Below are 22,298 nucleotides of genomic sequence, written 5' to 3'. Positions count from 1 at the left end.
TCGGGTGCTGGTGGTCGACGACGATCCACTCGTCCGCGCCGCGCTCGTGATGATGTTCGGCGTGGCGGACGGCACGGCGATCGTCGTCGGCGAGGCCGGCGACGGCGACGAGGCCGTGGCGGCCGTCGACGCGTGCGCTCCGGACGTCGTGCTGATGGACATCAGGATGCCCCGGGTGGACGGCCTGGCGGCGACCGAGCTGCTGCGCGGCCGCGCCGAGCCACCCGAGATCGTCATTCTGACCACGTTCGACGCCGACGAGCACGTGCTGCGCGCGCTGCGGGCCGGAGCGAGCGGCTTCCTGCTCAAGGACACCCCACCAGCCGAGATCGTGCGTGCCGTGACGCGAGTGGCCGCCGGCGACCCGATCCTGTCGCCCGCCGTGATCCGTCGCCTGATGGACCGCGTCGCCGCGGCCGCGCCGGACTCGGCACCCACAGCGGCCGTCGAACCGGCGGGGCCGGCACCGGCTCCGCGCCAGGTGCGCGCCCGCGAGCTGCTCGACCGGCTCAGCGAGCGGGAACGTGAGGTCGCGCTCGCCGTCGGCCGCGGCCTGTCGAACGCGCAGATCGCCGCCGAGCTCTACATGAGCGTCGCGACGGTGAAGTCCTACGTCTCGAAGCTGCTCACCCGCCTGGACGCGGACAACCGGGTGCAGATCGCCCTGCTCACCCACGACGCCGGCCTCGACGCCGACGGATGACCAGCGCCCGCCTGGTGGCTGGCCAGAAGGATCGACCAAGGGTGGGCGGCCACAGCCGTTTGGCCGTCGCGGACAGCCAGGTGGCGGGCGGATAGTGCCGGCCATGGCGTATGGAATCGACATTGCTGGGCTTACCGTCCGGCATCGGGGCGGCACGGCGGCGGCGATCGACGACGTCACGTTCAGCGTCGCGCCGGGCCGGATCTGTGGGCTGTTCGGCCGGGACGGGGCGGGCAAGTCGACGTTGCTCGCCGTCCTCGCCGCCTACCGGCGGCCGTCGGGCGGGACGGTGCGCGTCGACGGCGAGGACCCGTACGAGAACGCGCGGCTGATGAGCGGGACCTGCCTCGTCGACGAGGGCGGCGGGATCGGGATCGAGGCGTCGACGAAGGTCCGCGAGGTGCTCGAGATCGCCGAGATGCTGCGCCCGAACTGGGACCCGGCCTACGCCGAGGCGCTGCTCGAGCGGTTCGAGGTTCCGCGCGAGCAGAAGGTCGACGCGCTGGCCCGCGGCCGGCGGGCCAGGCTGGCGGTGACGATCGCGCTGGCGTCCCGGGCGCCGCTGACCCTCTTCGACGAGCCGCACCTCGCCCTCGACCCGCCGTCCCGGCAGATCTTCTACGACGAGCTTCGGGCCGACCTGGACCGGTGGCCACGGACGGTCGTCCTCGCGGGCGCCGCGGCCGACGAGGCGGACGAGACCGCCAGCCTCGTCGACGACGTGCTGGTGCTGCGGCGCGGCCGGCTGCTCGCCGCCGCTCCGGCCGCCCGGCTGCGCTCCCTCGGCTCGGAGATCACCGGCCCGGCCGACGCCGTCGCCGCGTTCGTCGCCGAGACGTTCGGCGCGCGGGTCCTGGACGCCGAGGGCGGAGGCGGCATCGGGAGCGGCGATACCGGGGGCGGCGGTACCGGGGGCGGCGCCGGCACGGCCGTCCTGGCCGACCGGCGTGTCGGCAGGCTGCGGTCCGTCGTGCTGGCCGAGCCGGTTCCCGAGGACCGCCTGGCCGAGGCGGACCGGGCCGGGCTCGACGTCGGCCCGGTGCCACTGCGTGACTTTGTCGCCCATCTGTCCAGCGACGACCAGCGGGAGGCCGCACCGTGACCGACTTCGCGCGCTCCACCGAGTCCGGATCCCAGTCCGGGGCCGGGGCCGCCGTCGAGCCGGCGCCGCGGGCCGGCCGCGCCAGCGGCGGCCGGCCGTCCCTGGGCAACACCGGGGCGATCACCTCCGTCGGCAGCCTGATGTGGATGGGCGTGCTGTGGCTGGTCGTCGCCGTCATCTTCGCGATCGTGCTCGGCGTCCTCGCCGCGACGGACGGCTCGCTGGACCACAGCCTCTGGCAGCGCGCCGTCGCCGGCTGGCAGCGCTGGATCCTGCTGGCCGCCGGGGTGACGATGACGACGACGTTCGGTCCGATGCTGGTCGGCAACGGCGCCACCCGCGCCCGGCTGGCCTCCGCCTCGGCCGTCGCGATGGTCGTGCTCGCGCTCGCGGGCAGCCTCTTCATCACCGTCGGCTACGGGCTGGAGGGGCTGGCCTTCGACGGCCTCGGCTGGCGGCACGACCTGCGGGACGGGCAGGACCTCGACGGCGCCGCCGGCTACGCCCGCCTCGGCGCCGGGTATCTGGCGCTGTTCGCCGCCTACTTCGCCTCCGGCTGGCTGATCGGCATCGCGCGCGGGGTGCTCGGGTCGGACGACTTCGTCGTGCTCATCCCGCCCGCGGTCGTTCCGGCGGCCGTGGCCGAGCTCCTGCTGATGCGCGACCTCGCGGGGCTGCCGTTCGGCGGCCGTGGTTTCGGCTGGGTCCCCGAGCCCGCGTATCCGGTCGGCATGCTCGCGGTGGTCGCCGCCGTCGTGGTCGCCGCCCTGGTCGCCCGCCGCGCCACCCGCGCGCTCACCTTCCCCCTCGGCACCCCCCGCCCGGCCGACTGACGCCGCCGCCGGCGACTCCGGCCCCGCCGACCCGACCCCACCGACCTGGTTCCACCGATCTAGGCCTCGCCAATGTCCGCCCGCTCGGCATGATCGCTGTTTCTGCCCTCTGGGGGTCGTGAACAGGGCCTCATCACGACCCCGGAGGGGCACAAACGGCGATCATGCGAAGTGGGCGGACATTGGCGGTCGCGGCGCTGGCCCCACGGATCTGGTTCCGCCAGTCCCGTGCCCTCGATCCAGCCCACCCGGGACTTTCCGTAAACAGTCGGTGAACTGTAAGCAAGGATCGCGATCTCCAATCGGGTGGGTTAGGTAGTTTCTGGGCGAATCGCGTCGTTCCGCGCCGGGTTCGCCGCGGAGGGTGCTCGACTCACGGGTAGGAGCAGTCGCCGGGTGCTCGAGGCCATCAGCAACAACCTGGACACGTTTCTCTCCGCGCTTGGGCTGACCGGGGCCCTGATCGGCTGGCTCCTCAACCGCTACGTGGGGCAGCGCCGGCGGGTCACCTACCGGGTGCACCTCAACACCAAGATCGGCGTGACGCCGCAGCCGGTCGCCGGCATGGTCGACCTGGAGGTGCGCCGCGCCGGGGCGGTGGTGCCGGACGGCAGCCTCGCGCTGCTGCGGGTCAAGAACGCCGGCCGGCAGGACGTGACCCGCGCCGATGTCGCGTCCCCCCTCACGATCACGTTCCCGGGGCGGACGGTCGTTGGGGTCGAGGTCATCGAGCCCAGCCCGCCGGTGCTGCGCGACATGATCCTGCGCAGCCCGGGGCCGACCATCGACGGCGAGAAGGTCGAGCTACCGGCCGTGCCGCTGAACCGGCGCGACCGGTTCAAGCTGCTCGTGCTGCTGAGCGGGGAAGGGTCCGACGTCCGGGTCGACGGGTTCATCCGCGGCGGCCGGGTCGAGCGGGACACCGACCGCCGCCGCAATCGCGGCCTCATCTTCGGCGGCGTCTCGCTGCTGCTCGCCGGCATGCTCATCGGCCTGATGATCGTCAACGGCCGGCCCGGCTCGACCACGGCCGCCGTCCGCTGCCTGCCGGGGCAGCTCCAGGTCGAGGGCTCCAGCGCCTTCGCCCCGGTGATGAAGACCGTCGCCAGCGAGTACAGCCGGATCTGTGACGACACGAAGATCACCGTCACCGGCACGGGCAGCATCGCCGGCGTGCGCGGCGTCGCCAACGCGGGCGCGGACAACCCGGACGCGGCGGCGAACCGGCTCGCCATGTCGGACGGCCCAGCCCCCGAGCGGCTCGAAGCGCTCGTCCCCCGCCCGGTCGCGGTGGCGCTGTTCTCCGTCGTCGTGAACCAGTCGACCGGGATCCGGTCCCTCACCGTCGAGCAGCTCCGCGACGTCTACGCCGGGCGCGTCACGAACTGGCGGGACGTCGGCGGGGCGGACCAGCAGATCATCCTGGTCTCGCGGGGCTCCGAGTCCGGCACTCGCGAGGTCTTCGAGCGCAAGGTGCTCGACGGCAGTCTCGAGCCCAGGCTCTCGTCCGACGACTGCCGCACTCGCAACCGCGACCCCGCGGCCGCCACCGTCCGCTGCGAGATCAACAGCGAGGCGGAACTACTGGCCCAGGTCGCCAGAACCCCCGGCGCGATCGGCTACGCCCAGCACGGCGCCGCCGCGCCGTACGCCGAGATCGACGAGGTGAAGCTCGGCGAGTGGGCGGCGGACCTGAGCACCGTCGAACGCGGCCTGTACCCGTTCTGGGAGGTCGAGATCTTCTACACCTACGGCACGCCGGCCGGCGACCAGTTGCTCTCGGCGTTCCTGGAGTACTCCACCAGCGACACCGCGAAGAACCTGCTCCGCGGCGCGGGCTTCGTCCCCTGCCTCGACCGCGACAAGAACTACACGGACAGCCTCTGCAAGCTCCGCCCCTGACGGGCGCGGCCCCGGGCCTACCGGGGCCGATCCCGGCGGCCACCCCCGGCAGGCCCGCCGACGGCCGGTCCGGGGCCATTCGGCCGCGTGGCCGCCGGCCGGGCACCATCCGGCCGCGCGGTCGGTCGGGCGCCGTGCGTCCTGGGCGCGCTGGCACACTGTTCGGGTGCTTATGGCAGGACCTTCCGGACACGTCCCGCCCACCCCGGTGCTGTCGGGCCGCCCCGGTGTCGCCCGCCGTCCCTGGTACGTCTGGGTCGCGGCGGTCCTGGCTGGGCTGCTCGCCGTGACCGGGGGCGGCGTCGGCGCCGGGTTGCTGCTGACGCGGACGGCCGGCCTGTCCGCGGCGCGGGACACCCGGACGATGCCGGCCGCCTTCGTCGGGACCTGGACGGGCATGAGCGGCGGCGACATCACCGGCGTCGTGATGACGGTGAGGATCACGGACGGGCGGGTCGGAGACGTCGTCGGCAGCACGACCTACGAGGGCTACTGCACCCAGCGGCTCACGCTCAGCGCCGTCGGCCCCCAGGTCGTCGTCCACGAGGAGGAGCCAGCCGACGGCTCCGACTGCTACGCCTCGGACATCCGCATGTCGTTCGACCACTCGGACAAGCTCACCCTCGAGTACTCCGTTCGAGAAGCCGCGCCCGTCACCCTGGTCCGCCAGGACTGACCGGCCGCCGGGCCGGGCTGCCAGGAAGGCCCGGCGTCAGGCAGGATCTAAACCACGATGACGCTCGCGATGACGGATCTGACCGACGCCCTGCCACCCGGGGGGCTCGCGGCTGCCCGCCTTGACCCGCTCGACGAGGACGCGATCTACGCGACCTTCGAGGAATGGGCGGCCGAGCGGGAGCTGCGCCTCTACCCCCACCAGCAGGAGGCGCTGATCGAGGTCGTCTCCGGGGCGAACGTCATCCTGTCCACGCCCACCGGTTCGGGCAAGAGCATGGTGGCGGCCGGGGCGCATTTCGCCGCGCTCGCGACCGGGCGGCGCACCTTCTACACCGCCCCGATCAAGGCGCTGGTCTCGGAGAAGTTCTTCGCGCTGATCGAGATCTTCGGGCCCGACAACGTCGGAATGATCACCGGCGACGCGGGGGTCAACGAGCAGGCCCCGATCATCTGCTGCACGGCCGAGATCCTGGCGAACCTGGCGCTGCGCGAGGGCGCGGCGGCCGACGTCGGCCAGGTCGTGATGGACGAGTTCCACTTCTACGCCGACCCGGCCCGCGGCTGGGCCTGGCAGGTGCCGCTCATCGAGCTGTCGCGGGCCCAGTTCGTCCTGATGTCGGCGACGCTCGGCGACGTCACCCGGTTCGAGGAGGACCTGACCCGGCGCACCGGCCGCCCGACCGCGGTCGTGCGGTCCGCCGACCGGCCGGTCCCGCTCTACTTCTCCTACGTCATGACGACGCTGCAGGAGACGATCGAGGAGCTGCTGTCCACCCACCAGGCTCCCGTCTACATCGTCCATTTCACGCAGGCGTCGGCGTTGGAACGGGCGCAGGCGCTGATGAGCATCAACGTCTCGACGAAGGCCGAGAAAGAGGAGATCGCCAAGGCGATCGGTGGCTTCCGGTTCACCTCGGGGTTCGGCAAGACGCTGTCCCGCCTGGTCCGCCATGGGATCGGCGTGCACCACGCGGGGATGCTGCCGAAGTACCGCCGGCTCGTCGAGGTGCTCGCCCAGGCCGGGCTGCTGAAGGTCATCTGCGGGACGGACACCCTCGGCGTCGGCATCAACGTGCCGATCCGCACGGTCATGTTCACGTCGTTGTCGAAGTACGACGGGACCAGGAACCGGATCCTGACGGCCCGCGAGTTCCACCAGATCGCCGGCCGCGCCGGCCGCGCGGGTTACGACACCGCCGGCTACGTCGTCGCGCAGGCGCCCGAGCACGTCATCGAGAACGAGAAGGCGCTCGCGAAGGCCGGCGACGACCCGAAGAAGCGCCGCAAGGTCGTGCGCAGGAAGCCGCCGGAGGGCCAGGTCGGCTGGGGGCAGCCGACCTACGAGCGGCTCATCGTCGCGGAGCCGGAGCCGCTGACCTCGCATTTCGTGGTCACCCACTCCATGCTTCTGAACGTCATCTCCCGGCCCGGCGACGCGTTCACCGCGATGCGCCACCTGCTCACCGAGAACCACGAGGCCCTCGCCGCCCAGCGCCGCCACATCCGCCGGGCGATCGCGATCTACCGCGCGCTGCTCGCCGCCGGCGTCGTCGAGAAGCTCGACGAGCCGGACGCGGAGGGCCGCTCCATCAGGCTCACCGGCGACCTGCAGTTCGACTTCGCGCTGAACCAGCCGCTCTCGCCGTTCGCGCTCGGCGCGCTGGAGCTGCTCGACCGGGAGGCGCCGGACTACCCGCTCGACGTGCTGTCGGTCATCGAGTCGACGCTCGACAACCCGCGCCAGGTGCTGTCCGCGCAGCAGTTCAAGGCGCGCGGCGAGGCGGTCGCGGCGATGAAGGCCGAGGGCATGGAGTACGACGACCGGATGGAGGCGCTCGCCGAGGTCACCTACCCGAAGCCGCTCGACGAGCTGCTCACCGGGGCGCTGGAGATCTACCGGCGCGGGCATCCCTGGGTCGACGACTACGAGCTGTCGCCGAAGACGGTCGTGCGCGACATGTACGAGCGGGCGATGACCTTCGCCGAGTACGTCCAGTTCTATGGCCTGACCCGTTCCGAGGGCCTGCTGCTGCGCTACCTGGCCGACGCCTACAAGGCGCTGCGCCAGACCGTGCCCGACGCGGCCCGCACCGAGGAGCTGTCCGACCTGATCGAATGGCTCGGCGAGCTGGTCCGCCAGGTCGACTCGAGCCTGCTCGACGAGTGGGAGCGGCTGCGCGACCCCAGCCGGGCGGATCTCGCGGAGGCCGCCGCGATCGAGCACGGCGACCGCCTCACCGAGAAGCCGCCGGCGGTCACCCGCAACGTCCGGGCGTTTCGCGTCCTCGTCCGCAACGCGCTGTTCCGCCGCGTCGAGCTCGCGGCGCTGCGCCGCTGGTACGACCTCGGCGAGCTCGACGCCGAGTCGGGCTGGGACGCGGAGGCGTGGAAGGACGCGCTCGACGAGTACTTCGCGGAGCACGACGAGATCGGGACCGGCCCCGACGCCCGGGGCCCGAAGATGCTCATCGTCGACACCACCACCCAGCCCGGCACCTGGCAGCTCCGCCAGATCTTCGACGACCCCGCCGGCGATCACGACTGGGGCATCAGCGCCGAAGTGGATCTCGCCGCCTCCGACGAGCAGGGCACCGCGGTCCTGACCATCACCGCCGTCGACCAGCTCTGACGCCTCGGTTCGGCCGGGCCCGGCCTGGCCGAACCGGGCCGCCGGGCCGGCCCAGTCCGCACGCCCGCCGTGCCGCGTCACCCGTCCGACATGACGGCGCGTCCGCTCAGACGTGATGGAGCGTCCTGTCCGACATCAGCGCGCCGGCCGGCGCTCTTTCCTGGCTCTGATGCCCGGCAGGACGCCCGAGGTGCCCTGTTTCGGGCCGGCGTCAGGACATCTCGGGGCGCTGGTGGGACGGTCCGGTCTCTCGTGGGCCACTTCTGGTGGAGGGCCTGAAATCAAGGCTCTGTCATTGGTGCGACAACATCGCCGCCGGGCTCACCATTCAGGGGCATTCCGGGCAGACTCGCGGTATGGGAACGGGAGATCCGTACGGTGGCTACTCGGGTCAGAACCAGCCGCCAGGCGACTCGGGCCAGGGCCAGCAGTACCCGCCGGCGGACCCGTACCAGGGCTACCCGTACCCGTCACCAGGCCAGCCCCAGACACCCGCTCCGTACCCGTCACCGGGCCAGCCCCAGACACCCGCTCCGTACCAGGCGCCTCCTCCGTACCAGACGCCTGCTCCATACGAGACGCCCGCTCCGTACCAGGCGCCCACGCCCTATCCGTCGCCGGGCGCGCCGGCGGGCTGGCAGCAGCAGCCGGCCCCGTGGCAGCAGGGGTACCCCCCGCCCGGCCAGCAGCAGCCGTGGCCGGGCCAGTACCAGCAGCCCGGCGGGGGACCGCCGTCACGGCCGCGGCCCGCGTGGCTGGTGCCGGTGATCGTGATCGCCAGCGTGCTCGTGCTCGGCGCGGCCATCTTCGGCGTCGTGCGGCTGACCGACGACGACGACGACTCCACCGCGACCTTCTCGCGGGCCACTCCGAGCGTTACCGCCTTGATCCCCGGCGGCCAGGCGCCGCCCCCGAGCCAGCCGGCGACGGTTCCCAGCAACCCGCCGACCATTCCCGACGCGGGCAGCTCCATCCCGGAGGAGTACCTCGGTACCTGGGCCGGCCCGCACGGCGACGTCCCCGTGATCCTCGAGCTCCGCCAGGGCACGGTCGACGACGTCGTGGGCACGACGACCTACGAGGGCTACTGCGTCGAGACGCTGACGCTGACCAGCGTCGACGCGTCGTCCGTCCATGTCTTCGAGAAGGCGGATCCCGGCGACCCCTGCAGCGACGCGGACATCACCCTGACGCTCAACCGCGATGGAACACTCACCCTGCGCTACGACTCGTACGACCCGAACGACCCCCGCGCGTGGATCGAGTTCCGCCGCGTGGGCCAGACCACGGCCTGACCCCCGGCCGTCCCGACGCGACGGAATGGCCGTGGCCAGCGCCGACGGAACGGCCCGGCGGAACGGCCCGGCGGAACAGCCGTGGCCAGGGCCAAGGCCCTGACCACGTAAGCCCTGGCTCCCGGCGAGCCGCCCGCATGTCGATCTACCGCGGGCCGCGGGCGAGGCCGGACACGGGCGCCGCCTAGGCCCCTCGCGAGCCCCTTCGGCGAAAGGCCCTGGCCCCAAGGCTCGGCCACACCTGGAACAACTTCGTCCGCCGGCAAAGCACATGCCGACGATCCGGGCAGACTTGTCCGCATGGGTATGGGAGATCCCCCTGGGGGCTTCTCGGGGCAGAACCAACCGGCGAGTGGGCAGCAGCCGGGGGACCCGGGCCAGCAGCACCCACCGGCGGACCCATACCAGGGGTACCAGTTCCCACCGCCGCCCACGGAGCCGCCCCCCGCGCTCTGGCAGGCTCCTGGCGCGGGGCTGTCCGGCCCTCCGACTCCGACGGCCTGGCAACAGGGACAGACGCCCGCGCCATGGCAGATACCGGTCCCGGGGCCGACGCCCATGCCCTGGCAGGCTCCCGGCACGGCCGAGCCCAATCCCGCGACGGGCTGGCAGCAGACGCAGACGCCCGCGCCGTGGCAGACACCGGTCCCGGGGCCGACACCCACGCCCTGGCCGGCTCCCGGCACGGCGCAGCCCAACCCTCCGACGGGCTGGCAGCAGTCGTCGAGCCCCTGGCAGCCCGCGCCGACCGGCTGGCAGCCGGGATACCCGCCGGCCGGCCAGGACCAGCGGCAGCACCCGTGGGCGAGCCAGTACCCGCCAGCCGGCGGCCAGCCGCGGCGCGCGCGGCCCGGGTGGCTGGTGCCCGTGCTCGCCGTGGCGGGCGTGCTCGTTCTCGGCGCCGGCATCTTCGGTCTCGTCAGGCTGGCGGACGACGACTCCGGCCCCACCGCCGCGCCGCCCGGGCTGAGCCAGGCCACCGTCACCCCGGACGGCCAGGCACCCGGGGCCGGCGGGCCGACGAGCGACGCCAGCGGCTCGGGGGTGCCGGACGAGTACGTCGGCGTCTGGGCCGGCCTGCACGGCGACGTGCTGGTGATACTCGAGCTGACGGAGGGCGACGTCGGCGACGTCGTCGGCTCGACCATCTACGACGGCTACTGCGTCGAGGAGGTCACGCTGCTCTCGGTCGACCCGTCGGCCGTCCACGTCCACGAGCAGGCGGATCCCGGCAGCTCCTGCAGCGACGAGGACATCACGCTGACCCTCGACGACGAGGGAAACCTCACCCTCCGCTATGACTCGATACCGGCTGAGGACGAGCGCGCGTGGATCCACCTGACGCGGCCGGACACGACCTCGACCTGACCTGGGGCCTGACCCGGCTGACCCACGGCGCCGTCATCGGGCACTGGCCAGAAGCGCTGGCCATGGGGCGCGCACTCGCTCAGAACAATGAGCGGAACAACTGACGAAACAATGAACCGCCCTGGCCCGACAGGAGGGAGGCCAGGGCGGTTCGAACTCCCGCGCCCCGGGAGGGGGGATGGAGCGCGGGAGTGCTCGCGGCCGGCGGGCTGGGCCCGCCGGTCACCGTCCGGTCGCCTGGTGGCGGGGCGGACGGTGACGCGCGGGCCAGCCGAACCCGGCGGACTAGCCGAACAGGGAGTCGTGCGTCTTCGGGCCGACGACGCCGTCGACCAGCAGGCCGTGGGTGCTCTGGTAGGCGCGGACGACGCTGTCGGTCTGCGGGCCGAAGTAGCCGTCGACGGCGATCGTGTAGCCGAGGTCGGCGAGCTTCTGCTGCAGCTTGCGGGTCCCGTCCAGGTAGACGCCGTGGTAGGCCGCCCGCGACAGGTACCAGGCGGTCGAGTTGGAGACCGGGACCGACTTCGCGACGGCGTTCGACGCGGTGGTGACCGCGGTGCTGCCGGCCGCGGCCGCGGCGGCGTTGCCGCGCGCCATGTACTGCCGGTAGGAGCCCTTGGTGTAGGTGGTCCAGGCGTTCGGGCCCGAGCTCTTGCAGACCTGGGCCGCGGCCCAGGCGTTGGTCGCCGGGTCGTAGAGGTTGCGGCTGCCGACCCAGCTGGAGTGCGCCCGCATGTTGATCTGCCAGAGGCCGCGGGAGTCCTCGCCGACGGTGGCGTGGGCGTTGCGGTTGCCGGCGGACTCGGCGAGCGCGATCGCGACCCAGGTGGCGGTGCCGAGGCCGCGGCAGCCGGAAAGGCCGGCGTTGTTGGCGTAGGACGCGATGGCCGCGTCGGAGACGACATTGGAGGAGGCCGCGCTGGCGGGGGCTGCGCCGGCCAGCGCGGCGGCGCCGGCGGAGGCGGTGATGACGCTGGCGGCGACAAACGCCGAGCCCCGGCGACGGGAAACGCTGTGCTTGCGGTGACGACCCATTCTGCGAAAAATCTTTCCCGCACGCCTGTGAGGTTAGCTGTCGGGTTCGGGCCGGGAAGCCCGGCCGGCCCGCCGGCCGCGCGCATGGGGAATACGCGGGACGGGAGCCGACTTAACCCCAAGGGCCGCGCGGAAACTGCGCGGGCCCGGAGGAACATGGTTCCCCCACTTCTGCCCTGGCGTATCTCGGAGGGGCACCGGACCGGGGGCAGAACTCGGCGTCCGAACCAGTGCTTTGTTACGAGCGGAGCAACCGTAACCAATTACTCGGCGTGGCAACAAGCCGCTGACCTGCGCTTCCTCGGGAAGGATCTGTCACGCTCCGTGGAACAGGTTGCCGGATAGTGTTTGCCAACCGCCGCGTGTGACGAGCGTCACGGTAATCCGGGCGGAATTCCGGGAACAAGCCGCGGTTGCCGCGCGAAAAATGGTCGCGCAGCGGCGCCACCCACTTACCTTGACGATTCTTTCCGACTGTTGTCGGCGCCGGTCTGGTGCGCGTGGTGACAGGCCTGCTGGTTACGCTCGGCTCCCCCAACCGGCCCCGGGACGGTTGGTGCCACGGTGAGTCACCGGTGGCCGCGGCCGCCCGGCCGCCCACGCGGCCTTCGGAATACTTCGAAATACTTCCGCGGCGGGGGACGACGACAGTCGAGGGCGGACGTCGATGACGGCCGAAGAACCGGTGGATTCGGTCGCGGGCGGTCGGCCGCGCGCGCCGAGGATGATGGCGGCATGTGGATGACGCTGGTCGGCGTGGTCGCCGCTGTCGCGGTCGCGCCGCTGGCCGGCGCCGAGCTCATGCACTGGGCCGCGTCCCGCCGCCATCTTTCCCGGCGGTCCCGCGCCCGGCTCCTGGCGGCCGTCGAGGCGGAAGCCGGCGCGGAGACCAACGCGATCCCGCCGCCAGTCAGCTGGGCGGAGGTGCTGGTCGTGCTGGGATACCCGACAGCCCGGGACGGGCAGCCGCACCCCCTGCAGCGATGGCGGACGGAGATCGCCGTACGGTCGGCCCGCGGCATGGCCGACGGGACCCACGGCGCGGTCGACGGAACAGACGGCGCGGTCGACCAAGCCAGCGACTCGATCAACGAGGCGAGCGGCACGGCCAGCGGAGCCAGCGGCACGGCCGACGGGGCCAGCGGCACAGCCGACGGGGCCAGCGGCACGGTCGACGGGGCCGACAGCGCGGTCGGGGCCCGCGGCGCCGGCAGCCTGCTGGTCTTCACCGGCGCGGCGACGCGAGGGGCGGCGGTCGCGGAGGCCGAGACGATGGCGCGCTACGCGCGCGAGGTGCTGGGCGTCCCCCCGGAACGCATCGTCCTGGAGACCGAGGCGCGAACGACGCGGCAGAATCTCGCGTTCACGCTGCCGTATCTCGAGTCAGCAAAGACGATCAAAATCGTGTCGGACCCGGTGCACGCCGCTCGCGCGCGTCGCTATCTCCGCCAGCTCCGCCCCGACCTGGCCGCGCGCGTCGTTCCGGCGGACGACTACCGCCCTCTGGAACGGGTCCCGCTCAAGCTCGGGGTCGTGGCCTACGAGCTGACCCGCCCCGTTCTCCGCCACGTCATGCCGCCCCTGCGCGACTGGCGGCGCGACCGCGCCCGGCGCCGGGCCTGAGTCGACCCGGCCGCCGCCGGTCTCCGGTCGCCGGTCGCCGGTCGCCGGTCGCCGGAAGGTCGTCAGAAGGTGATGACCCGCCGGCCGGCGACTCCACCGGAGGCCATCGCCTCCAGGGTCCCGGGCGCCTCGTCGAGCGTGATCGGCGTGACGTCGGGGAGGATCGCGTGGGCGGCCGAGAACGCCAGGGTGTCGCGCAGGTCGTGCGGTGAGCCGGAGGGATTCGCCAGCACGCGCAGCCGGTTGAGCACCATCGGCTGGGTCGGCAGGGCGAGCGGGGTGTTGTCGTACCCACAGAGCACGAGCGTGCCGTCCGGCGCGAGCCCGCCGAAGGCCGCGACCGCGGCGGCCGTCGAAGGCGCCGCGTTGAGTACCAGGTCGGCGCCGCCGTCCCAGGCCTTGAGAGCCGCCGCCGGGTCGGTGTCGTCGGTCGACACGTAGCGTTCCGCGCCCAGGTCCAGCATCGCCTTCTCCGCGCGCCGGGAACGGCCGATGACGGCGACGCGCGCGCCCATCGCCACGGCGTACCGGACGGCCAGCGCGCCGATCCCGCCAGGACCGAGCACCGCGACGCGGGAACCGGCGCGGATCCCGCCCTGGCGCAACCCGTTGAACGCCGTGATTCCGGCGCACATCAGCGGGGCCGCCGCGACGGGGTCCAGCCCGTCCGGCAACGGAGTGACGAAGCCCGCCTTGAACACGGCGTACTCGGCGTACCCGCCGTCGACGACGACACCGGTGATCCGCTTGGCCGGGCAGAGGATCTGGTCGCCGCGCACGCAGTAGTCGCAGTGCCCGCACGAGTCGTGGAGGAACTGCGCGCCGACCGCCGTGCCCACGGCCGGCCAGTCGACGCCCGCCCCGGCCGCGGCCACGACCCCGGTGACCTCGTGGCCGGGAACCACCGGAAAGCGGGCGAACGGGAAATGCCCGCGGAGCAGGTTGAGGTCGGTGAAACACACGCCGCAGGCGGTGACCCGAACCAGTACCTCACCGGGCCCGGGAGTCGGCGCCTCGCGCTGGGCGATGGACAGCGGCGCGTGGGCCGCGGTCGCGACGGCGGCATACATGGTAAATCGTCTCCTCTTTTCATCGGTGTGCGGAGTAAATATTCGGGTTTGCCGATCGCCTGGCCGCCGTCTCGCCCGTCGCCCGGTCCGTTTCCGATCCGCCGCCTGGGCCGTCGACCGCCGGTAGCGGGAGCGTCGGCGCTCCCGTGGCGGTGGCACCGCGGTCCCAATGGCGGCGCGACAGGCCCGGCTGCCGGCGCGGCAGGTTCGCCGGAACCGGCTTTGCCGGCAGACTGCGACATATGGGTATGGAGGAGCCCAGCGTGGGGGCACCCGCGCGTCGCTGGAAGCGGCCGTTCACCGGACGGTCGCGGCTGATCGCTGTCCTCGTGACCGTCACCGCGCTGGCTGGCGCGGCCGGCGCCGTGACACTGACGGTGGCGCGCGGCGGCGGCCACGAGGTGGTGATCCTGCTGGAGCCGGCCGGCCGGCCGACGGCGGACGCGTTCATACCGGCTGTTGGCACCGATGCCCCCCTCTCCCCCACCCATGGCGGCGTTGGACTCGTGGCCGGCCCGGACCCGTCTGGGTCAGCGATGGCGGCCCTACCCCGGACTGGGGGCGAGGTATCAGCCGAGGTCGCCGGGCTGTACGGCGGCTCCCGACAGCGGGCGGCCTGTGACCAGGAAAAACTGGTCTCCTTCCTCAAGGAGCGGCCTGGCGCGCTGGACGCGTGGACAGGCGCTCTTGGGAGCAGTCCGGCCGACCTCGACTCGTATGTGGCCTCGCTGACGTCGTTGGTGCTGCGTGAGGACACGCTGGTGACCAACCACGGGTTCAGGGGCGGGAAGGTGACAAGTTCCGCGTCGGTGCTGCAGGCCGGCACGGCGGTTTTCGTCGATAGGTTCGGCGCGCCGGCGGTCAGGTGCTCCGACGGACACCTGCTGACCCGGCCGATGGTCGACACCACCGCGCTTCGGACATCTCCGCTGGAAGGACGGCCGTGGGCCGGTTTCAGCTCGCAATCCGTGATTCAGGTCGCCCCGTCCACCATCCGGATCGACATTCTGGTCGTCGTCGATCTGACCAGCGGAAACGCGTTCACCCGACCGACTGGCTCGACCGGCCCGGACGACCGGGACTTCGTGCCGGCAAGCAGCGCCGACTGGCGTAACACCACGCTCGAGGTCTCCTGCGCCGCCGGCGGCGACCCGATCCCGGTCACCCTCGCCGACGGCGGCGGTGAGGCGACGGCGACCGGTGGCTTCCCCGGTGCGCTCCCGCCCGCGGCCTCGACCCCGGCGTCGACATCGGCCCCGGCCCTGGCCTCGACGACGGCCTCGCCCGGGAACCCGACCGCGAGTCCGACGGCCAGCCCCACCGCGAGCCCCGCGGGAAACTCGGCGCGGAACCCTTCGCCCAGCCCCACCGGCTCGCCAGGTGGCGGCGCCGGTACCGCGGGGCCGGGTGGCGGTAACGCCGCCGGCACTGGCGCTGGCGCCGGCTCCGGCTCCGGCTCCGGCTCCGATGCTGCCGGTGCCGCTGGTGCCGGTTCCGGCGGTTCCGGTACCGGCGTTGGTACCGCGGGTACCGCTGGCAGCGGAACCGCCGGTACCAGCGGTACCGCCGCGGGCGCCGGCCGCTTCCGGATCTCGGCGGCCGCGGTCGCCGTCGGTGAACTGGTCGGCGGGCCGACCGCGGCGGAGGCCGCGATCCTTATCCGCTGCCAGAACCTCGCCGGCAGCGCCGAAACGTCGATCATCCAGGTCTATCGGGATGGACCCAACCTGGTCGACACGATCCAGCCGCCTACGATCGACGGCCAGACAGGCGCCGGGTTCGCCGACGACCCCTTCCGCATCGACGGAGGCAAGCTGCTCACCACCATCGACTACCTGAAGCCCGCCGAGCGGGGAACTCTCGTCCGGCGCACGCTCGCATGGTCCTGGAGCGAACAGGCGCACGGCTTCGGCTACGAGGTGGTGGCCGAGGAGGAACTAGCGATCGCGCCCGCCGTGCCCCAGGTGGAGGTGCGCCCCAGGGCGGACGCCGTCGAGATCGCGGTGTCCGTCCCGACCAGCGGCGGCCCGGTCACCCGCTACGAGATCAGCCTGTCCGACGGCCGGACGCGCACACTCACCGCGCCGGGCAGCCTCGCCGTCGCCGTCGCCGACTGTCCGCTGGTCACCGTCACGGCCGTCGCCGTCGGCCCGGGCGGCACGTCCGCTCCCTCCGCCCCGGTCACGGCCCGCGGCTGCGTTCTCCCCGGACCGGTCAGGAACTTCACCGCCGCCCAGGCACGGCCGCCGAACAACCCCGACGGCACGCCGGTCGCGCAGTACAGCTGGTCTCCGCCCGAGAACCCCGGCGGCGGCCACCTTGTGTACGTGTTCCGGTCCAGTTGCCCGGCCTTCGGGGATGACCAGGTCACCACCAGCACCGTCCTGCGGCTGGACCGTCTCTCGCTCAACTGCTCCCACACGGTCACGGCCAGGAACGAGGCCGGGGAAGGGCCAGCCGTCACCGCCACGCAGAACTGAGGGCGTAGACCTGTGTCCGTCCGCGGGGAGGCACCGCCGGCTGGCACGCTCCTCGCGAAGCTGGTCCGGGTGGATACCGTCGGGCATGCGGATGCGACCCCAGATGATCGCGCTCGTGGGCGTCGACGGTTCGGGGAAGACGACCGCGGCAAAGTGGCTCGCCCAGGAGCTGTCCGCGGCGGGGACGAGAGCCCGCTATTTCGAGAACGGCGGCGGGCGGCCGCTGATCGATCCGCTGGCGCGGAGGCTGGGGCGACGCGACGGTCGGCATCTGCTGGGCTGGCGCGGCTATCTGGCGGTTGAGGCGTCCATTCGCTGGATCGCGCTCGCCCGCGCCGTCGCGCTCTCGACGCTGACCCGACGGGTTGCCGTCCTGGACCGCTACGCCTACTGCCAGTACGCCCTCATACGAGCCCGCGACGACGGCCTGGCCGGTGCCATCGGGCGGGCGGCCGGGAATGCCGGCCGGCAGCCCGAGCGCCTGGTACGCCGCCTGTATGGCGTGTTTCCGCGACCGGATGTCACCTTCTATCTGGCGGTCGAGGCCGACGAGGCCGCCCGGCGAGTCGCGGCGCGCGGGCGCGATCTGGAAGAGCCCGCCTACCTGGCCAGCTTTGACGTCAGCTACCGCTCGCTCCCCGAGTTCGCGAGTTTCATCGTTGTCGACGCGTCCGGCTCGGCCAAGGAAGTCGGCGCCGCCGTGTTGGCGGTGCTAGCGGGTCGGTAGCCCGCCGGGCCGGCTTCCCCTGTCCCGCGAGGCCGCGGACTGCCCGCGCACCCGGGCCGACAAGGACCCTTCCGAGAAGTTGGAACGGCTTCCCGCCGGCATCACCTACGTCCAGACCCTCACCGGCCAGGCGCCCGCCGCACCACCTGGTCCGCCCGGGCAGCTGATCGCCACTCTTCCGGCCAGTCGACCGGGAGGGCGGCGATCCGTCGGGCCCGGCGATCCGTCAGGACATGGTGGTCCCCAGCGGCCCAGCCGGTCCTGCCCGGCGCCCGATAGATGCGGATCCGCTCACTTAGGCTTACCTATGGGGTTGCGCCCGGTTAGGGTGTGCGACCCTGTCGTGACCTGACGAGACAGCGGGTACAACAACGTCCGCAACAGGATCGATCACTCCCGACCCGTGCCCCGGGAAGGGCCGCCAGCCGCGCTGTCGCGGGTGGCTGTTCGCCGCGGGGGGCCGGGTGGCGGGACATCCGGGATGGCGAGGGACGGGCGCATGGGGGCGACGATCGTTCGCCACGGCCAGTGGGGCGGGCCTGGCGAGGAGGCCACCGCCCGCTACCTGCGTGACCACCTGGACGAGCGGTGGACGGTCGTCTGCGGCCGGCAGTTGGTGCACAGCTCGGGAACGCGCGACACCGACTTCATCGTGATCGGGCCGAACAGTGTCACCGTGATCGAGGAGAAGTCCTGGCACGGCGACCTGACCGGCAACGATGTCTTCTGGTACGACCGCGCGACCCGCGAGGAGCGTGGTAACCCGATCAACCAGGCGGTGGGCGCCGCCCGCATCCTGGCCGGCGGCCTCACGCACCACAACCGGGCCCTGCGCAACGCGCTCAAGCAGGCGGTCCCGGCCCGGGAGGCCCCGCCTCACCTGGTCTACGCGCTGGTAGTGCTCTCCTCGCCCGATGTCCGGGTCAGCGTCGACGATCCGCGCGTCGAGCGCCATGTCGTCTATCTGGACGGCTGCGAGCAGGCCCTCTACGAGATCGACGAGTTCGTCGCCGGTCAGTTCAACTTCGCGCCGTTCCACGACCGCGTCCTGACTCATGTCACCGGGCTGTCCAGGCGCCCGGCGACCCCGAAGAAGCTCGGGCCCTACGAAATCGTGACCAGGCTCGACCCCACGCCGCGCGGGCGCCGCTACGTCGGCCGGCACCATGACGGCTCGATCAGGGTGCTGCTCACGCTTGAGCGCCAGGGCCTGACCGCGGAGGAACTCCGAGCGAACGACAACCCGCTGTTGCGCGAGTACCACGCAATGCGGCGGCTTGCACCGCTACGCAGGGTCTTCGCCGTCGACCCGTACTTCGGCGTCGACTACGAGCGGATGTGGGTCGTACCGATGCACCCGCCAGAACCGACGCTGTTCACGCTGGGAAACCTGATCCGGGCCCGCGTGCAGCCGTCGCTCGAGACCTTCACCGCCGTGGCCGCCGACTCCTACGCCGGCCTCGCCGACATCCACGCGGAAGGCATCACCCACCGGGCGCTGCACCCGAGCAGGGTGTGGATGGACCCGGAAACCAACCGCGTGACGTTCTCCGACTTCCTCATCGCCAAAATCGCCGACGCCGACGTCGGCACCGTGCACGACGCCGACGACGCCGACCACGAGGGCCAGCTCTACCGGGCGCCGGAATGCCGCCGCACGGCGCACGCCGCCGGCAACCCGTCGGACGTCTACTCGCTGGCGCTCTGCCTGCTCTCCTGGTGGGAGATTCACCAGTCCGACCCGCCGGTGGCGCCTCAGGCGTCCCCATCCCTGCCAGACAAGGTTCGCCACGCCCTGGACACGGCGTTGGCCATGAACGCGAACGACCGTCCCGAGGCCCGACAGGTCGCGGACCTGCTGGCCGCGTACCTGGCCGAGACGACCGGGCCCGACCCGGCGGCCGGCGCGCGAGCCGACCGGTACGACACGGTGCGCCGCCTCGGCGACGGCGCCGCCGCTACCACCCGTCTCGTGGTCGACCGCGCCCGCTCCCGATATCGCACACTCAAGTCCGCGAACGCACCCGGCCTGGTTGGCCGGCTGCGGCGCGACTCCGCCGGATCCGCCGACCCGCGCGACCATCCTCGCCCGACGGACCTGCTGCGCACCGCGCTCCATCGCGTCACCCGTTCCGACAGCCCGGCGACCCGGAGCGGACAGCCGGACACGACAGCCCCCCGGGATGACGCAAGACCGACATAGCGATCCGGCGGCGGCAACGTTGGGGACGGGAGAAACCTCAGACTCGCCGAGACGGCGTGGTCACGGACGTCGCGCCGCCCCTGGGCCCGACGATCCCGCTCCGGATCGCCGCTATTAATGCAACTTATTGCCCGAATGGTCCGCGCATTGGCTGGTCTCGCCACTTCTTCTATTTCTGGACGGACATGCGCCGTGACGCGACGACAGCGGGACATCGAAATGACGCCATCCCAACAATAACGGCCACGACACTCGAACCTCCACTCAGCGAGCCGGGCATCCCGTTATCTTGGCCATCTCGCATAACTGGGGGACGCAATGCGAAATGTCGCATCAGCGGCAATCGACGGGCAGATCCGTTCCACTGACGAGCCAGATCCGACCGATTCCCGGCGGCGTGTTCGTCCGGGGCGGCTCCGCCATTCCACCCATGCTTTTGTCGCCGTCATGTCGGCCGGAGCCCTGGCGTTCGGGCTTTCCGGCTGCGGCGTCGAAGCCAGCGCTGGCGCGTCCGGCGCCGACCAGATTCAGAGAACCGACATACCGCCCGTCCCCGCCACGACGACCGCGCGGGTGACTCCGTTGGCAACGGTCACGAATGCCGTCAGCCCGACGCCTAGCGCGTCCGAGAGCGAGCCGCCGGCCGCGACATCCTCTCCGACGACGTTCGCTCAGCGGGCCAAACCCACCACCACGCGGCCTCCCACGCCCGCCGCCGCGCCGCAGACGACCGTCGCGCCACCACCGCCCGCGCCCGTGGCTCCGCGGACTACAGCCGCCCCGCCGCCCGCCGCGCCACCTCCAGCGGCCGCGCCGCCGCCGGCGAACTGCCACCCCTCGTATCCGGACCAGTGCCTCCGGTCCGACGCCGAAGACTACGACTGTGAAGGCGGCTCCGGTAACGGCCCGTACTACGCGGCAGGACCGCTACAGGTCCGCCAGCCCGATCCCTTCAAACTTGACGCTGACGGCGACGGCATCGGCTGCGAGAGCTGACGTTCACGCCAGACCACTGGCAGGGCCTCGACATTCGGCGTTGACCCGCGCGACGTCGAGGCCACCTCATCCAGTTCGCCGCCGTAGCTGGCGGACCACGGCGCCTCCTCGTGGGGCCGGCGCAAACTCTACAAAGCTGTAACAGATACCGTCAGGCGTGCGCCTGATACCAAAATTGATCATCTTGACGGGGGTCGATGGAGCTGGGAAGACGACGCTCGCGCGTTGGTTGGCCGACGAGCTGACCACGACCGGGACGCCCGCGCTGTACTTCAAGAACGCCGCCGGGCGGCGCATCGTCAACAGGGTGGCGCACCGGCTCGGCTTGCGCGACAGCGGGCACCTGCTCGGCCGCGACGGCCGCGCGGTCACCGAGACGGTGTTCCGCTGGGTCACGATCGCCCGCGCGATTCTGCTCGCAGTCGTCACCAGGCGGGTCGCCGTGATGGACCGCTATACCTACTGCCAGTACGCCGTGATGCGTGCCCGCGGCGACCGGGGCGAGCGGATCGCCCGCGCCCTGTACGCCGCGTTTCCCCGGCCGGACATCACCTTCTACCTGGCCGTCCCCGCCGACGAGGCCGCCCGCCGCGTCGAGGCCCGAGGTCGCGACCTGGAGGACCCCGTCCACCTGGCTGCCTACGACTCTGCCTACCGTTCCCTCCCCGAGTTCGACGGCTTCGCGGTGATAGACGCCTCCGGCCCTCAGCAGGAGGTGGCGACCGCCCTCCGGAAGCACCTCAACGGCACCTCTTGATACCGAATCCGAATAGCGGCATTGGCGCCCGGGCCTGTTTGTCGAGGCGCTCTATGGCCCGTGCTCGGCGGCCCCGGCGGGCCGCGTGATCATCCGTCCCAGCCGGTCAGCGTCGCCACCACCGCTGCTTCGACGGCCCGCCGAGGCAGCGCCACACCCGCCCGGCCGAACACCAACACCGGACTCAGATCCCCGAACGCCTCGACGAACACGAACTCCGCCGGAAGTGCCGCGAGATCCGCCGCCAGCTCGGCCGGACTGCGCCCCGGCGATAGCGTCACCGTGGCCACCAGCGCGTCATCCGGGGCGCCCTGCCCGTCGGGTGTGGCATGGGATGCCGCCGCTGGCAGTGCCACGGGTCTCATGCGGCCACCGACGGTGCCATTCGCCGCAGACTGGCCAACAGGTCGGGAACCTGCTCGTCGTCGGTGATCTCCCAGACCACCCGGTGCTGCACGCCCTCCCGGGTCGACACCGTCACCGGATGCGGCACCACCACCCCGCCGGACTCCCACGGGCAACGCGGCCGGACCGCGCACATCAGCACCGGCAGCGGACCGGCCCCGGCCATCTCCCGGGCGACCAGCAGTAACCGCCCGACCGCCAACGCCAGCATCGACCGCCCCGGCGACACCAACGCCGGGCACGCCACCAGCACCCGCGCCGTCCCCGACCCGGCCAGCGCCCGCGCTGCGCCGTCGGCCGGATACCGGCCCGCCGGAACGAAATCCGGCCACGGGTAGGCATCCAGCAACACCCCGGCCCGACGCGGCAGCCGTACCGGCCCGAGATCCACTGGCAACGGACCGAGCCCGCCGCCGTCCTCCAGGTCGATCCTCACCGCCGTCATCACGGACCTCCCGCCCGAAGCGCCTGACCACATCCGGACGGACGCAG

The 22,298-nt window shown here is 72.3% G+C and carries 17 protein-coding genes and 1 riboswitch; of the genes, 13 read left to right on the top strand and 4 right to left on the bottom strand.

All coding sequences use genetic code 11. From position 1 onward, the window contains the following. Positions 1 to 49 precede the first annotated feature (49 nt). From I6A81_RS13990 to I6A81_RS13955, 8 genes are all read left to right on the top strand, one after another. Positions 50 to 703 carry a response regulator gene (locus I6A81_RS13990; RefSeq protein ID WP_238428473.1) on the top strand — a complete coding sequence of 218 codons (654 nt, stop codon included), beginning with the start codon at positions 50 to 52 and terminating at the stop codon, positions 701 to 703. Between the two features lie 103 nt (positions 704 to 806). Next, positions 807 to 1,805 carry an ATP-binding cassette domain-containing protein gene (locus I6A81_RS13985; RefSeq protein ID WP_203000865.1) on the top strand — a complete coding sequence of 333 codons (999 nt, stop codon included), beginning with the start codon at positions 807 to 809 and terminating at the stop codon, positions 1,803 to 1,805. Beyond that, positions 1,802 to 2,638, top strand: a complete 837-nt coding sequence (locus I6A81_RS13980) for a hypothetical protein (RefSeq protein WP_203000867.1) — start codon at positions 1,802 to 1,804, stop codon at positions 2,636 to 2,638. The genes I6A81_RS13985 and I6A81_RS13980 overlap by 4 nt, the downstream gene beginning before the upstream one ends. Positions 2,639 to 3,034: 396 nt before the next feature. Further along, on the top strand, positions 3,035 to 4,540 hold the full coding sequence (locus I6A81_RS13975) for a PstS family phosphate ABC transporter substrate-binding protein (RefSeq protein WP_203000869.1): 1,506 nt from the start codon (positions 3,035 to 3,037) through the stop codon (positions 4,538 to 4,540). Between the two features lie 166 nt (positions 4,541 to 4,706). Then, positions 4,707 to 5,216, top strand: a complete 510-nt coding sequence (locus I6A81_RS13970; protein WP_203000871.1) for a hypothetical protein — start codon at positions 4,707 to 4,709, stop codon at positions 5,214 to 5,216. A 57-nt stretch (positions 5,217 to 5,273) separates the two neighbouring features. Then, the gene (locus I6A81_RS13965; protein ID WP_407661298.1) at positions 5,274 to 7,847 is read left to right on the top strand and encodes a DEAD/DEAH box helicase; all 2,574 of its coding nucleotides are present in this window, start codon (positions 5,274 to 5,276) and stop codon (positions 7,845 to 7,847) included. Between the two features lie 356 nt (positions 7,848 to 8,203). After that, positions 8,204 to 9,142 (top strand): hypothetical protein, encoded by a 939-nt coding sequence (locus tag I6A81_RS13960; protein ID WP_203000873.1) that lies wholly within the window; start codon positions 8,204 to 8,206, stop codon positions 9,140 to 9,142. Between the two features lie 558 nt (positions 9,143 to 9,700). After that, positions 9,701 to 10,510, top strand: coding sequence for a hypothetical protein (locus I6A81_RS13955; protein WP_203000875.1), 810 nt, complete (start codon positions 9,701 to 9,703; stop codon positions 10,508 to 10,510). A 285-nt stretch (positions 10,511 to 10,795) separates the two neighbouring features. Here the strand turns inward: I6A81_RS13955 and I6A81_RS13950 are convergent, their stop codons facing one another. Then, entirely contained in the window at positions 10,796 to 11,545 is a 750-nt protein-coding gene (locus tag I6A81_RS13950) for a peptidoglycan-binding protein (protein ID WP_203000877.1), read from the bottom strand. 7 nt (positions 11,546 to 11,552) lie between these two features. Next, positions 11,553 to 11,737: riboswitch (cyclic di-AMP (ydaO/yuaA leader) on the bottom strand. A 543-nt stretch (positions 11,738 to 12,280) separates the two neighbouring features. Here I6A81_RS13950 and I6A81_RS13945 point away from each other — a divergent pair. Next, a complete protein-coding gene (locus tag I6A81_RS13945) occupies positions 12,281 to 13,168 on the top strand; it encodes a YdcF family protein (protein ID WP_238428467.1) in 888 nt (295 codons plus the stop codon). A 62-nt stretch (positions 13,169 to 13,230) separates the two neighbouring features. On the opposite strand, the gene I6A81_RS13940 is transcribed toward I6A81_RS13945, so the two are convergent. Beyond that, entirely contained in the window at positions 13,231 to 14,238 is a 1,008-nt protein-coding gene (locus I6A81_RS13940) for an alcohol dehydrogenase catalytic domain-containing protein (protein ID WP_203000879.1), read from the bottom strand. A 263-nt stretch (positions 14,239 to 14,501) separates the two neighbouring features. Here I6A81_RS13940 and I6A81_RS13935 point away from each other — a divergent pair, with 263 nt between their 5' ends. The 4 genes from I6A81_RS13935 (at position 14,502) to I6A81_RS13920 (ending at position 21,401) form a co-directional block, all read left to right on the top strand. Further along, entirely contained in the window at positions 14,502 to 16,718 is a 2,217-nt protein-coding gene (locus I6A81_RS13935; protein WP_203000881.1) for a DUF6777 domain-containing protein, read from the top strand. A 103-nt stretch (positions 16,719 to 16,821) separates the two neighbouring features. Then, a complete protein-coding gene (locus I6A81_RS13930; RefSeq protein WP_238428468.1) occupies positions 16,822 to 17,445 on the top strand; it encodes a nucleoside/nucleotide kinase family protein in 624 nt (207 codons plus the stop codon). A gap of 499 nt (positions 17,446 to 17,944) precedes the next feature. Next, positions 17,945 to 19,648, top strand: coding sequence for an NERD domain-containing protein kinase family protein (locus tag I6A81_RS13925; RefSeq protein ID WP_203000885.1), 1,704 nt, complete (start codon positions 17,945 to 17,947; stop codon positions 19,646 to 19,648). Between the two features lie 1,180 nt (positions 19,649 to 20,828). Next, on the top strand, positions 20,829 to 21,401 hold the full coding sequence (locus tag I6A81_RS13920; RefSeq protein WP_238428469.1) for a dTMP kinase: 573 nt from the start codon (positions 20,829 to 20,831) through the stop codon (positions 21,399 to 21,401). A gap of 89 nt (positions 21,402 to 21,490) precedes the next feature. Here I6A81_RS13920 and I6A81_RS13915 read toward each other — a convergent pair whose 3' ends face one another. Both I6A81_RS13915 and I6A81_RS13910 read right to left on the bottom strand, forming a co-directional pair. Further along, a complete protein-coding gene (locus I6A81_RS13915) occupies positions 21,491 to 21,766 on the bottom strand; it encodes a hypothetical protein (protein WP_203000887.1) in 276 nt (91 codons plus the stop codon). Further along, complete coding sequence (locus I6A81_RS13910) at positions 21,763 to 22,251, bottom strand: hypothetical protein (protein ID WP_203000889.1); 489 nt, start codon at positions 22,249 to 22,251, stop codon at positions 21,763 to 21,765. Before I6A81_RS13910 ends, I6A81_RS13915 begins: the two co-directional genes overlap by 4 nt. Positions 22,252 to 22,298 lie beyond the last annotated feature (47 nt).

The organism is Frankia nepalensis, from assembly GCF_016786325.1.
In the GTDB taxonomy this organism is placed as follows: Bacteria; Actinomycetota; Actinomycetes; order Frankiales; family Frankiaceae; genus Pseudofrankia; species Pseudofrankia nepalensis.
Note: the sequence above shows the minus strand (reverse complement) of the source record. Positions and strands in the feature narration are given on the sequence as shown.

Coding starts and splice junctions, on each gene's coding strand:
- I6A81_RS13990 (WP_238428473.1), top strand. CDS start 50: ATGATGTTCGGCGTGGCGGACGGCACGGCGATCGTCGTCGGCGAGGCC.
- I6A81_RS13960 (WP_203000873.1), top strand. CDS start 8,204: ATGGGAACGGGAGATCCGTACGGTGGCTACTCGGGTCAGAACCAGCCG.
- I6A81_RS13925 (WP_203000885.1), top strand. CDS start 17,945: ATGGGGGCGACGATCGTTCGCCACGGCCAGTGGGGCGGGCCTGGCGAG.
- I6A81_RS13950 (WP_203000877.1), bottom strand. CDS start 11,545: ATGGGTCGTCACCGCAAGCACAGCGTTTCCCGTCGCCGGGGCTCGGCG.
- I6A81_RS13955 (WP_203000875.1), top strand. CDS start 9,701: ATGCCCTGGCAGGCTCCCGGCACGGCCGAGCCCAATCCCGCGACGGGC.
- I6A81_RS13945 (WP_238428467.1), top strand. CDS start 12,281: ATGTGGATGACGCTGGTCGGCGTGGTCGCCGCTGTCGCGGTCGCGCCG.
- I6A81_RS13965 (WP_407661298.1), top strand. CDS start 5,274: ATGACGCTCGCGATGACGGATCTGACCGACGCCCTGCCACCCGGGGGG.
- I6A81_RS13985 (WP_203000865.1), top strand. CDS start 807: ATGGCGTATGGAATCGACATTGCTGGGCTTACCGTCCGGCATCGGGGC.
- I6A81_RS13910 (WP_203000889.1), bottom strand. CDS start 22,251: ATGACGGCGGTGAGGATCGACCTGGAGGACGGCGGCGGGCTCGGTCCG.
- I6A81_RS13915 (WP_203000887.1), bottom strand. CDS start 21,766: ATGAGACCCGTGGCACTGCCAGCGGCGGCATCCCATGCCACACCCGAC.
- I6A81_RS13940 (WP_203000879.1), bottom strand. CDS start 14,238: ATGTATGCCGCCGTCGCGACCGCGGCCCACGCGCCGCTGTCCATCGCC.
- I6A81_RS13930 (WP_238428468.1), top strand. CDS start 16,822: ATGATCGCGCTCGTGGGCGTCGACGGTTCGGGGAAGACGACCGCGGCA.